The 12,893-nt window shown below is 71.4% G+C and carries 7 protein-coding genes and 1 pseudogene; 4 read left to right on the forward strand and 4 right to left on the reverse strand.

Annotated elements, in window-relative coordinates; all coding sequences use genetic code 11:
• Positions 1 to 28 precede the first annotated feature (28 nt).
• Positions 29 to 2,272, forward strand: coding sequence for an MMPL family transporter (locus C1703_RS21010; protein ID WP_114254338.1), 2,244 nt, complete (start codon positions 29 to 31; stop codon positions 2,270 to 2,272).
• Positions 2,265 to 3,008: an alpha/beta fold hydrolase gene (locus C1703_RS21015; protein ID WP_114254339.1), complete on the forward strand. Its 744-nt coding sequence runs from the start codon at positions 2,265 to 2,267 to the stop codon at positions 3,006 to 3,008. The genes C1703_RS21010 and C1703_RS21015 overlap by 8 nt, the downstream gene beginning before the upstream one ends.
• A 342-nt stretch (positions 3,009 to 3,350) precedes the next feature.
• On the opposite strand, the pseudogene C1703_RS39785 reads toward C1703_RS21015, so the two are convergent.
• A pseudogene (locus tag C1703_RS39785) lies at positions 3,351 to 3,584 on the reverse strand (SpoIIE family protein phosphatase); the annotation flags it as partial.
• A 320-nt stretch (positions 3,585 to 3,904) separates the two neighbouring features.
• On the reverse strand, positions 3,905 to 4,060 hold the full coding sequence (locus tag C1703_RS39325) for a DUF6131 family protein (protein WP_198678236.1): 156 nt from the start codon (positions 4,058 to 4,060) through the stop codon (positions 3,905 to 3,907).
• Positions 4,061 to 4,227: 167 nt separating this feature from the next.
• On the opposite strand from C1703_RS39325, the gene C1703_RS21025 reads away from it, so the two are divergent.
• Positions 4,228 to 4,566 (forward strand): hypothetical protein, encoded by a 339-nt coding sequence (locus C1703_RS21025; protein ID WP_114254340.1) that lies wholly within the window; start codon positions 4,228 to 4,230, stop codon positions 4,564 to 4,566.
• A 127-nt stretch (positions 4,567 to 4,693) separates the two neighbouring features.
• Here the strand turns inward: C1703_RS21025 and C1703_RS39790 are convergent, their stop codons facing one another.
• Entirely contained in the window at positions 4,694 to 8,446 is a 3,753-nt protein-coding gene (locus C1703_RS39790; protein WP_232840546.1) for an FG-GAP-like repeat-containing protein, read from the reverse strand.
• A gap of 326 nt (positions 8,447 to 8,772) precedes the next feature.
• On the opposite strand from C1703_RS39790, the gene C1703_RS39795 reads away from it, so the two are divergent.
• Positions 8,773 to 11,262 (forward strand): hypothetical protein, encoded by a 2,490-nt coding sequence (locus tag C1703_RS39795; protein WP_232840547.1) that lies wholly within the window; start codon positions 8,773 to 8,775, stop codon positions 11,260 to 11,262.
• Positions 11,263 to 11,338: 76 nt separating this feature from the next.
• Here C1703_RS39795 and C1703_RS21045 read toward each other — a convergent pair whose 3' ends face one another.
• Positions 11,339 to 12,835, reverse strand: a complete 1,497-nt coding sequence (locus C1703_RS21045) for a vanadium-dependent haloperoxidase (RefSeq protein WP_232840548.1) — start codon at positions 12,833 to 12,835, stop codon at positions 11,339 to 11,341.
• Positions 12,836 to 12,893 lie beyond the last annotated feature (58 nt).

The raw sequence follows: 12,893 nt of genomic DNA on the forward strand, positions 1-12,893 counted from the left end.
TCCCTCTGAGGAAGAATCGGCGGTAAGCATGTCAGCTTTACTTCGAATCGCAGGACGGCCCAGGCTGCTGCTGTCCTGTGTCGTCGCGCTGCTGGTGGGCGCGGTTCTCGTGGGCGGCGGTCTCACCGACCGGCTCCAACTCGGCGGCACCGAGGACCCGGCCGCGGAGTCCAGCCTGGCGGCCGAGACGATGGACGCCAAGTTCCCGGCCAGCAGGCCCAATCTCGTCCTGCTCGTGAAGGCGGAGGCCGACGCCCCCACCACGAAACGGGAGGGCACCGCGCTGGCCCAGCGGCTGGCCCGGGAGCAGGGCATCACCGGTGTCGTCGACTACTGGCAGACCGGTGACCCCGGACTGCGCGCGAAGGACGGCCGCTACGCGCTGATCGTCGCCCACATCAAAGGCAACGAGACCCAGGCGGGCAAGGTCTTCGAGCGCATCGAGGACGACTACCGGGGCACCATCGGTGACCTGGAGGTGTCCCTCGGCGGCACCGTCGCCGTGCGCAACGAGTCACAGCAGCAGACCGCCGACGACCTGGTGAAGTCCGAGCTGATCGCCTTTCCGCTGGTGCTCCTCATCCTGCTGCTGGCGTTCGGCAGCGTCGTCTCCGCGCTGCTGCCGCTCGGCATCGGCGTGATCGCCATCCTGGGGACCAACGCGGTCCTGACGGGGATCACGCACCTGACCGACGTGTCGGTCTTCGCGCAGAACCTGACGACGGCACTCGGGTTCGGCCTGGCGATCGACTACGCGCTCCTCATCGTCCGGCGCTACCGGGAGGAGCTGAAGCGCGATCCCGACACCGCGCGGGCCCTCAGCGCCACGATGCACAGCGCCGGCCGGACGGTCCTGTTCTCGGCCTTCGTCGTGGCCGTGTCGCTCGCCGCGATGCTGATCTTCCCCATGTACTTCCTGCGCTCGTTCGCGTACGCAGGCATCACCGTGGTGGCGCTCGCCGCGCTCGCCGCGCTCATCGTGCTGCCCGCCCTGCTGCTGCTCCTCGGCCACCGGGTGGACGCGCTGCGGCTGCGCCGCAAGGGCAGCCAGGAGCGGGAGGCCGCCGCGCAACGCCGCTGGCGTGCCCTCGCCGGGGCGACGATGCGCCGTGCGCCGCTGGTCACCGTGCTCGTCACCGCGGTTCTGATCCTGGTCGGCCTCCCCTTCCTGAAGGTCGAGTTCGGCACGGTGGACGACCGGACGCTCGGCGAGAAGGCCGAGGCCCGGATCGTCCACAACACCCTGCGCGAGTCCTTCCCCGTCAGTCCGACCGGCGGCATCGACGTACTGGCCCAGGACGGGGAGCAGCGGGACGTCGGCGCCTACGCCGAGAAGCTGTCCGCGCTGAAGGGCGTGGCCCGCGTGGACAGCCCGACCGGCACCTACCAGGACGGACAGCTGGTCCAGCCGCCCACCGCGGCGAACGCGACCCGCGCGGTGTCGGGCACCGACTACCTGACCGTCTGGCCCGTCCCCACCATCGAGGACATCTCCGTCGAGAGCCAGGAACTCGTCAAGCGCGTCCGGGCCGTCGAGGAGCCGCCCTCGTCCTCGGTGAGGGTCGGCGGGCAGGCCGCCATGCTGGTGGACAGCCGGGCCGTCATCGGTGAACTCCTGCCGTACGCGCTGCTGTTCATCGTCCTGGTCACCCTCGTCATGATCTTCCTCATGACCGGTTCGCTGGTGCTCCCGTTCCTGGCGGTCGTGCTCAACGCGCTCAGCCTCACCGCGATGTTCGGGGCCGCCGTCTGGGTGTTCCAGGAGGGCCACCTCAGTGGGCTGCTCGGCTTCACGGCCACCGGGTTCATCGAGACCTCGCTGCCCGTGCTGATGTTCTGCCTGACCTTCGGTCTGTCGATGGACTACTCCCTGTTCATCCTGTCGCGGATCAAGGAGAACTACGACCGGCACGGCGACCACCGCGAGGCCGTGCGCTCCGGCATCGCGCAGACCGGAGGGGTGATCACCGCCGCCGCGGTGCTGCTCACCATCGTGATGGTGGCCATCGGCACCTCGCAGATCACCCTCACCAAGATGCTGGGCCTGGGCGTCGCCCTGGCCATCCTGGTGGACGCCACCCTGGTGCGGTGCCTGCTGGTGCCCGCCCTCATGGCGATCTTCGGCCGCGCCATCTGGTGGGCCCCGAAGTCGCTCCAGCGCTTCCGGATCCGCGAGGAGGCGACGCAGCCGTCCGCACCGGGTGGGGGAGGGGACGAGGGGACGTCGCTCGTCTCCGCCTCGGACAGCAAGCGCGGCGGCGGCGATGGCTGACCCAGATGCCTGGTTCGTGGTGCCCCGTCCGCGCCCGGACGCCCGGCGCCGGATGCTCCTCTTCCCGCACGCGGGCGGCGGCGCGAACTACTACCGCGCCTGGGCCGCGCACCTCCCCCCGCACGTGGAGCTGCGGATCGTGCAGTACCCCGGGCGGGAGCACCGCATGGCGGAGCCGCTCGTCCCCGACATGGCGACCCTCGCGGGAGCGGTGGCCGACGCGGTCGCCGGGGCGTCCGGGCCCGCGCTGCCCACGACGTTCGTCGGCCACAGCATGGGCGCGTCCGTCGCCTACGAGGTCGCGCGGCTGCTGGAGGACGACTTCGGGGAGCGCCTCGAACATCTCGTCGTCTCGGGCCGGTCGGCGCCCGGCACCCCGGCCGGCCAGGCCTCCCGCACCGGTTCGCTGACCGACGACGAGCTGCGGGCGGACCTCGCCGGTGAGGGCGGTACGGACCCGAGGCTGCTGGACGCCCCGGACGTGCGGGCGGTCATCCTCCCGATCGTGCGCAACGACTACCGGCTGCTGCAGGGGTACACCGCCCGGCCCGTTCCCCTCCGCTGCGACCTCACGGCCGTCGTCGGTGACTGCGACCCCTCGGTCCCGGTGCACGCGGCCCGGCCCTGGGAACAATGCACGAAGGGCCGGTTCCGGCTCCACGTCCAGCCAGGCGGCCACTTCTATTTCCGCACGCGGCTCCCCGACGTCGTACCCCTGCTCACGGAGCGACCGTAGGACGAGCTGGGGCGAACGTGTGCTGCCGCTCAGGGCACCGGCAGCACACGTTGTCGTCGGTGCTCGCCTCCGCTGGGCCTGCCTGGGGCAGCCGGTACGGACCGCTTCGGCCATCGCGGCTCGCGACGACGCCGGGCCGGATCCGCCCGTGCCCGGGGCAGGGCTTGCCTCATGACCGTGAACGTGCCGGTTCCGCGACGACCACAGAGCTCCTCGGGCGGCCCGTCGGCCCGGACCGGCGCGGTACGCGGAAGCCCGGCCCGTCACGGCCGGAACGAGGCTCGTCGCCCAGGGAGGGGCGACGGGTCCGTCCGCTGACCTGGCGTCAGATCGAGGACCGTCTCACGGCGACGGCAGGCGCAGGGCCAGGAGGGCCACGTCGTCGGTGCTGCCGGGCGGCATGCGGGCGGGCAGCCGGTCGCACAGCGTGTCCAGCGGTTCGTGGGCGAGAGCGAGGGCGTGGCGGCGCAGCCGGGCGAGGCCGGTGTCCAGGTCGCTGCCGGGGATCTCGATCAGGCCGTCGGTGTAGAGCAGCAGGGTGGAACCCGGCGGCAGGGACTGCGCGGCGCTCGGCCGGCTGGTGCCGCTGCCCGGCGGCGCCCAGCTGCCCGACGACCCGCTGCCAGAATCCCGGCGCGGCCGGCCACCGCCACCCCTCCTCTCCCACACCCTCCACCACGCTGCCCCTCCAGTCATGGGAACCCTCGCCGAAGACCGCGGACGCGTCGGCGGACCGACACCCCGGTCGATCGACGGTTCCCCGACCTGGCCCGATCACTCCGCGACCTTGCTTCTGCCCATGGTGTACGGACAGGCCCGGGCAGGGGGCGGCGCCCGGCCCTGTCTCGGGAAGGCCGTGCGTTCCCTCGGGGGCGGGGCCTCCGGCCCCTGCCGTGTCACCAGTAGTGACGTCGTCCGGCGACGGCGTGTCCCATCGCCCCGAGGACCCACAGGATCGCTCCGACGGCTACCAGGACGATCCCGATGGTCCACAGGACGGATACGCCGGTGACGAAGCCGACGACGAGCAGGATGATGCCCAGGACGATCATGACGCCTCCCCTGGGGAGTAGTTCCGGTTCCACTGTGAACCGCGAGGAGCCGGGAGGGAAGGGGGGCCCGTCACCCGTTACGCCCTGCGATGCTCCAGGTGCGGCGGCGAAACGACCGAGAGACGCTGAGAGAGTCCGGTTGGAGCACCTGCTGAAGGAGCACACCGATGCAGTTCCTCGTGATCGGCAAGTACACGGAACCCGGCACGCTGCTGCCCGAGGACCGGATGCCCACTCTCATCAACGATCGGGTCCTTCCGGCTCTCGAAACGCTGGCACAGTGGGAGGAGAAGGGCGAGACGGTCAAGGCCGGCGGCATCTTCGCGGGACAGCGGGTCGGAGCCTTCTTCCTGGAGGCCGAGTCGGGTGAGGAGGTCGGGCAACTGCTGAGCAGCCTGCCCTTCTGGCACGACGTCACCTGGGAAGTGACCCCCATGCAGTCCTTCCGGTCGACCATCGAGCGCGAGCTCCATGTCCTGGAGCAGGCGCAGGCCGGCGCTTCCTAGAGCTGTCCGGTGAATCAGTCGGACGAGAGTCGCCCGCGGAAGGAACGGTCACTGCCAGGAGCAGGAGGACGAGGAAGGCCCCGACCACGACCGGTCGGGGCCTTCCTCGTCCTCGCACGGCGTCGGATCAGAAGAGTGCCTTGTAGCCCTGCCACCCGGTGGCGATCTTCACCCGGCCGGAGAACGAGCCGCTGCCGTTGCCGCTGTTGCGCCACAGGTTGCCGGAGGTGTCCCGGGAGACGAGGTCCGCCTTCCCGTCACGGGTGATGTCCCCGACGCCGACGACGACGTTGTACGAAGCACCCCAGTCGTCGAACACCTTCGTCCGGGAGGCGAACTTCCCCGTGCCCGTGCCGTTGTAGCGCCACAGCTCGTTCGAGGCGTCCTGCGCCACCAGATCCCCGTGGCCGTCGCCGTTCAGATCCCCGACCCCGACGACCTTCTTGTAGCCCTTCCAGTTGTCGTACAGCTTCACCCGCGTCGCCGGCTTCCCGTCGCTGGTGCCCTTGTGCAGGTACACCGCCCCGGTGGAGGAGTTGCGGGTGATCAGATCCGCCCGTCCGTCACCGGTGATGTCCCCCGGCGAGGTCAGCACGTCGTACTGGTTCCAGCCCGTGCCCAGCGACACGTACGACGTCGACGGCGTGACCGCCTTCCCGCAGCCCGGCCGGTACGCCCGCAGGGAGCCGTCGGCCATCCGCACCAGCACGTCGTTGCAGCGGTCACCGTTCACGTCCCCGAAGGGGATCGCCCGGACCGATGCCGGCCAGCCCGAGCCGCTGGTCTTGCCCGAGAAGACGCCCGTACCGGAACCATGGTGGAAGGTGAGCGAGCCGCTGGAGTTCAGCGTCAGCAGATCCCCGACGCCGTCCGGCACCGCACCGGTACCCGCGTGGTCCCTGGGCGCCGCCGTGATGACGCGTGCGGAGGACTCGGCGGTCGTGCTCTGCCGGCCGCTCTTGCGTGCGGTGACGGCGACGGTCACCTTCTTGCCGCGCAGCGAGGCGGGCACGAGGTACGTGGCGGCGGTGGCCCCCGAGATCACCTGGCCGTCGGCCTTCCACTGGTAGGTGTACGAGTCCGGGGCCGGCGTCCAGGAACCGGGCGCGGCGGTGAGCCTGGAGCCGACCCGGGCGGTGCCGGTGACGGCCGGGGCCGTGGTGTTCTCCAGCGGGGCCGGGCTCACCGTGAAGGTGCCACGCGGGTACTCCCAGCCGTTGTGGGTGATGACGCTGAGGTTCCAGTCGCCCGGGGTGAGTCCGGTCAGGTCCAGAACGGCCGTCAGGGACTTCCGGTCGGAGGCCACCGAGGTGGTGGTGGACTCGACCGTCTTGCCGGACTTGCCGATCCGTACCTTGTCGTCCTCGTGCAGGGCGGTGCCCGTCACGGTCACCGTGGTCCTGGTGCCGCTGACGCCGCCGGCCGGGGTGACCGTGCCGACGGTGATCTTCTCGGTGCCGCAGAGCGAGGACGTACAGACGAGTTCCGCCTTGTAGGCGGTCCGCGAGGCCTTCTCGGGCAGCCCGACGACCAGGATGCTCGGGGTGACCGCCGTCGTGTACGGCTCGTTCACGGAGCACTTGTAGCCGGTCGGGGTGTACAGCGTGCAGGTGTTGTCCAGGCTGGCGTCGTACAGCGCGGGAACGGCCGTCTGGGTGCCGCCCGCGGTGTCGCCGGCCACGAAGTCGAAGCGGTCGCTGTACGCGGTGGGCAGCGCCGCGCAGACCGCGCTGTGCTGCTCGTCCAGGGTGCCGGTGACCGGCCCGTACCCGTAGCTGACGTTCGGGACCTCGGCGCACTCGGCGGCCGGTCCGGCGGGGGTCGCGATGCGCAACGCGTCGAACCGGTAGGACGCGGCGGCCTTCAGGTTCGCCGGGACGGTGACGAGGACCTGGTAGCTGGTGGAGCCGGTGACCGCGCACGCCTTGTTGCGGTACGAGCAGACGGCCTCGCCCTCCGCGTCGTACACCAGGATGTTGGCGGTGCCCAGCGGGTCGCGGACATCGAGGTGCAGGGTGTCGCCGGCGTCGGCGGTGGTCACCTGACGGCAGAGCAGCAGGCCGGGTGCGGCCGGAGTGCCGCCCGTGGACGGGCCGCCCACCGCGGTCGCCGGGTTCGCCGCGCAGCCCCGGGCGGTGGCGGTGACGTCACGCCGGGCGAGGGTGTACTCGGCGGCGGAGTCGCGGCCGGTGACCAGCACCGTGTGCGCGACGCCCGGGGCGAGGGCACAGGTGGTCCAGGTGGACAGGGAGGGCCAGACGTCACAGACCTGCTTGCCGTCGGCGTCCAGCACCGAGAACTCGGCGGTGGAGCCGCCGGAGACGGCCCGCAGCTGGAGGTTCTCCATCGCGCTGTGGTCGTCCGCCGGGATGGACAGGCAGTGGGAGAAGACGCCGTCGCCGGTACCGAACCGGGCCGTGGCGCCGCCGGCGGTGAAGTCGCCCGCGGGGATGTCCGGGCAGCCGCTCGCCGCGTCGGTGCGGTGCAGGGCGAGGCGGTACGAGCCGGTCGCCGTGTTGTCGTCGTCGGTGGACACCAGGGCGCGGAACGGGGCGGAGCCGGTCAGCGCGCAGGTGCCCGCGCCGAGGGACTCCCCGTTGCACCGCTGGACGCCGTCGGCGTCGACGACCACGACCTCCGGCTGCGGAGCGGGGCCGCTCAGGGGCGTCAGCGCGGCCGTCCGGGCGCCCTCGGGCAGTGGCAGTGTCAGGCAGTCGGTCTCGCCCGCCGTGGCGAAGGTGCCCTGGTGGGTGCCGAGTTCGACGGGCTCGCAGCCGGCGGTGCCGGCGCGGTCGAGGACGAGGGTGGGATGGTCGGTGAGGACCGTGTAGTCACCGGCGGGGATGCCACAGCCGGCGCACACGGCCTTCCCCCCACGGTCGTACACGGTGAGGGAGGAACGCGCCCCGTCCGTCACCTCGTACACGCTGTACCGTCCCGCCCGCGCGGCGGTGAAGACCTTGCAGCCGGTGGCCGGATCCACCGTGGTGGGCGCGGAGTTGTACGCGTTCACCGGGACACGCGCACAACCCGCGGGGTCGGACAACCGGCGGATCTTCAGGGTGTACGGGGCGGGGAAGCCGCGCTCGGCCTGGCGGACGTGCCCCAGCACCCGGTACGGCCCGTCGCCGGGCAGCACACACCCGTCGCTGTCGTCCTCGTTGAAGTGCGGGCAGATGTGGGCACCCGTCTCATCGGTGATCCAGTTGACGCTCTCGCCGTGCGTGTCGGTGCCGAAGTCGACCGTGATCCGCTCGCCGGGCTTTCCCGTGAAGGGATGGCACACGAGGCCGTACGGAGAGACCGCGGAGCCGGTGACCGGGGGCAGGTCCCACGAGGTGCCGGTCTCCCGCGCACAGCCCGCGGTGGTGGCCAGCGGGGTGACGGTCACGGGGATCTCGCGGCTCCCGGCCCCCCAGCTGGTGTTGGTCAGCTTCAGGGTGAAGGCACCGGCGCGCGGCAGCTCGCACCAGCCGTCGCCCCACGTGATGTCGTAGCAGTCCAACGGGGTCTCGCCGTCGAAGACCTCGGCGGTCGTCGCGCTCCGCTCCGTCAGCACGCGGTGCAGCCCGGGCTGCTCGGCGGTGAAGGTGAAGCAGGCGCTGCCGTCGGCGGCGACCGTCGCCTTGCCCACCGCGGAACCCGGGTCGCCGAAGGGGGCGAGCGGAAGGGTGGCGCAGTCCTCGGCGGCGGCGGAGGAGGCGGAGGCCGGGGTCGGCGACGGGGCGGGGGCCGGGGCGGACGACGCGGTACCGCCGCCGTCGGACGCCTGCGCCGCGCCGACCGGGAGAAGGGCCGTCAGCAGGACCGACAGGGTGAGTGCGAACAGGAGCGCGGTGTACGCCGCGGATCTCCCGCGTGCGCACAGACGGTCGGGCATGGCGTTCCCCCCAGGACGGCGTCGAGCGACGCAGGTGAATGCCGGGGCCCAGGTGACCGCGGGTCGAGGGCGGCGCACGGCGAAATCAGGCGAATGATCGCACAGGTGTGCCCCTTGAGGTACGGGCGCGGCGCTCGGTGTGCATGACAATCAAGTCGGCGAACTCCGGTACGCCCTTTAGAGTGAGCCGATCTCCCCTGCGACAGATGCGCCGGGGGCGGTCTCAGGGGAAACAGTCAGGGGGGCGATTGATGTTCGTTTCGCGCACAGGGCGGGTTCGAAGATGCGCTGCGGCGGGGCTGTGCGGAGCAGCACTGACCGCCTCGATGCTGCTCGCGCCCGCGGCGACCGCGTCGGACAGCGGACCGGCCACGGTGGGGGAGGTCTCGTCGGCAACGGACGTGGCCCCCGGCGCCAGGAGCGTCGCGCTGGGGCGCGACGGGCGCGTCGAGCTCATCGAGGGACGTGACGTCCGGGTGACGGCGGACGCGCAAGGCGCGGCCCACGCACCCCGTTACTCGGTCGCGTCGGTGAACGGCACGGTGTCGGTGCGGTCGACCGGGAGGTCCGTCGCAGACCGCACCACCGCGAAGCTTCCGCTGACGGCGCGGCCCAGAAGCACGCAGAGCGTTCCCACGACGATGAGCGCCGCCGCGTCGACGTACCCGGTCAAGCTGACCATCACGAACGCCGACGTCCGGTCGAAGTCGTTCTATGTCTGGGACCGCCGCACGTGGACGTCGTACGCCGTCGACAGCGACACCACCGGCGCATCGTCGACCGTGAAGCTGCCACCGGGTGACTACTTCTCGGTCGCGCTGCACAACGACTGGCAGGAGCCGAGCTACCTGCTCACCCGTACCTTCTCGGTCGGTTCGGCCGCCAAGACGGTCACCTTCGACCAGCGGGCGGCCAAGGAGACGGCGATCCGCACCGACGACACCACCGCCACCCGGCACGCGTCCGCCGTGTGGATCAGCGTCCCGGGCGGCGGCCTGGCCGGCTTCGCCGGCTCGGGGGCCGACAAGGTGTACGTCACTCCGTTCTCGGTGAGCGGCGTCTCCCTGCGCCTGCACGAGGTGCTCGGCAAGAAGGGCGCCTCGGCGAGCGTGCCCAGCCCCTACCGCTACGACCTCACGCACAGCTTCACCACCACCGTGCCCGCCTCACCCGTCGCGACGGTCCGTACGTCGGCCCTGGCGAAGACCGTCACGAAGGTGGGCGCCCCGGGTACGCGGACGACGGCCGCCCTGCAGAGCGTCCCGTCCTTCGGCGAGCAGACGGGCGTCTACATCGGCGCCGCGGTGCCGGTCGCCGGTTCGGTCACCGAGTACGCCACCCCGGGCGTCACCTACAGCCGACTGCTGTCCTACGGCACCGGCGACCTGACCCTGAACCTCCCGGACCGCACGTCGCCCGCCGGGACGGGCCCCGGTGAGACCCTGGGCGCGGCCCCGCTGCAGCCGGTCCGCCGGGAAGGGGGCGGTTCGCGGCGGAACTTCGGGAAGATCTGGCTGTACGAGCCGAACGCCTTCGGTGACACGAACGGGCACGCGAGCACCGACGGCCGCGCGACGTACTCGTACAAGCTCACCTCCTCCGACGGCGTCACCTACGCCCAGGCCGACGGCCTCGACGCGTACGGCACGCTGACGTCGTCCAGCCTGCCGTCGCTGCGGCGGACGTACACCCTCGACCAGACCGTCCACCGCCGTGTCCCGTACTCCCGGCTCTCCACGGACGTACGCAACGAGTGGACGTTCCGCTCGGACTACGCGGAAGGCCAGGAACTCCCGCTGATCGACGCCCGGTTGACTGTTCCGGGCCTCGACGGGTACGGCCGCGCGGCCGCCGGCCCGGTCCGGGTCCAGGCGAGCGCGACCACCCGGAACACGGACGCGGCGGAGGCGAACACCAGGATCACCGGGCTCGCCTACTCCACGGACGACGGCACGACCTGGACGGATCTGCCCGTCGCGGCCGACGGCTCGGCCACTCTCGACGTGCCCGCCACCGCCTCCTTCGTCTCCCTGCGCGTCACCGCCGCCGACGACCAGGGAGGCAGCCTCCGCCGGACCATCGAGCGGGCGTTCGCGGGCCCGGCGCCACGGGGCGACGAGACGGTGGGAGCGACCCGCATCTCGAACGTCGTGGTCAACGGGGGCAAGCCGGTGGAGCTGACCGACGGGCCGCTGCAGGAGTTCAAGGCGAAGTTCACCGCCTCGGACCCGTCGGGGATCGCGAACGGGGACATGTACCTCTACAAGGGTTCGTACGACACCCCCGACGCCGTTCTCTACGGGACCTGGCCGGCGGCCTGCACCAAGGCCAACGCGACCACGTCCACCTGCGAGGCGCACTTCGCCTACATAGAGCCGCGCTGGACCCTCGGCCGGAACTCCCTCGCCGGCACCTGGAAGCTGGCCGCCTGGGCCGAGTCCGCGGACGGTACGGGCCACGTCGACCTGCGCACCGCCAAGTCGGCGCCCGTCCTGCGCGACGCGACGCTGACGGCCGACGCCGCTCCCGAGCCGGTCACCAAGGGCAAGACCCTCACCATCACCGGCAAGCTCTCCCGCGTGGACTGGGAGACGCGCGGCGGCTATCACGGCTACGCCGGTCAGAAGGTGAAGCTGCAGTTCCGCAAGAAGGGGACGTCCACGTACACGACCGTGAAGACGATCACCACCGACAGCTCCGGGAACCTGAAGACCACGGCGAAGGCGTCGACGGACGGCTACTGGCGTTACACCTTCGCCGGCTCGTCCACCACCGCACCCGCCACCGCCTCGGGCGACTACGTCGACGTCCGCTGACCGCGCCGACCCCGCCAGGTCCCGGCACCACAGGCCGGGACCTGGCGACAGCCCTCACTGCGCCGACCGGAGACGGTCAGATGGCGAGGGTGGTGCCGTCGAAGCGGCTGAGGGTGAAGACCGCGTCCTCCAGCGTGGCCTCCTTGGCCTCGCGCAGGACGCCGATGGCGATCTCCTCGCCCAGGCGGACCGCCTGGGTGTAGTCGGTGCGCCAGTGCACGCCGGCCATGTTGCGGCCGGTGGCGATGTTGGCGGCGACCTTGTTGAGCTCACCGCCGACGGTGAGCCGGTCGGCGTCCGGGCCGGTGTACGGCTCCAGGGCGGTGCCGTCCGTGCTGGGGACGACAGGGTCGGCCAGGATGTGCGACTCGTCGAACCACGCCTTGAGGATGGTGACGCACGCCCCGGCGACCGTGGCGTGTCCGGATCCGTACGAGGGATGGGTCGGGCTGCCCTCCGGGAAGGCTTGCGGCAGCAGATAGCTGCCGTGCTTCTCGAAGACCCGCTTGACGGCGACGGAGTCCAGCACGCCGGAGTCGATCGGGTACTCGCGTTGCCCGCGCAGCTGCTGGTGGACCCGGCCGCCGAACTCCTCCGGGCGCAGCCGCCGGTGCACGTACCACTTCTGGAACCACACCGCCTTCAGCGCGCGGGTGGCCACCTCGGTCACCAGGGAGAGGATGTGCGGGCCGCCGTACGTCCCGAAGCCGATCTGGTTGCGGGAGAAGGTGTACGGATTGCCCGCGTCCACCGGCGCGTTGTTGCCCAGCAGGATGAGCGCGGCGTTGAGGTACGCCTCGTACAGCGCGTCGAAGTGGACGTAGTGCGCCAGGTCGCGTGGGGTCTGGATGTAGCGCCGGGTGGCGAAGTCCCGCTCGTCCGGCTCGGGTTCGGAGCCGTTCTGCACCTCCAGCCAGTCGCCCCAGGTGGTCAGGTGGTCGACCGGGCGGACGAGGGTGTCCTGCCGCTGGTCGATCAGCAGCGTGCCGTACGGGATGTCCTTGAGCAGGAACTGCGACAGGTACGGCCCTGCCAGATCGCCCCGCGTGTCCCCGCGGAAGAGGGTCTGCGGGGTGACCTGACCGTCCAGCTTCGGCGCCCGGAAGTCCGCCAGCCCGCTCAGTTCACCGGCCGCCTCGGCGACCAGCTCACTCTCGGCGAACCGGGTGAACAGCACGTCGCGGCACAGCGCCATCCAGTACAGCTCGACCGCCTCGGCGGAGTTCTGCGCGCTGTCGATGCGCGGCGCGGGCGGCATGGACACCGCCTGGGCGTCCGGGCCCTGCGAGTCGAAGGCCAGTCCGGCCTGCGGGTTGGTCAGCTTGCGCGTGCCCGCGAGCGGGATGCGCTCGAAGTCCTCGTAGCTGCCCGTGGCCAGCGCCCTGCGCAGCAGGTGGTACGCGGCCGGGTCGACCTCTCCGAACTTGTCGTGCGGTAACGCCTTGGAGTAGCTCGCGACGAAGGGGTGGTCCGTCTCCTCCCCGTTGGCGGAGTGGACCGGCACGTGGCGCTGGAACTCCGCCTCGGCGGCCCGGACCCGCGCGTCGCGCGCGGCAAAGCGACGATCACTCATGCGAATACCCCCGTATTCCCCCGTGAGTTGTGCGTGACATCGCACTCATCTCATGAGA

The sequence above is a fragment of the Streptomyces sp. Go-475 genome (assembly GCF_003330845.1).
GTDB lineage: Bacteria > Actinomycetota > Actinomycetes > Streptomycetales > Streptomycetaceae > Streptomyces.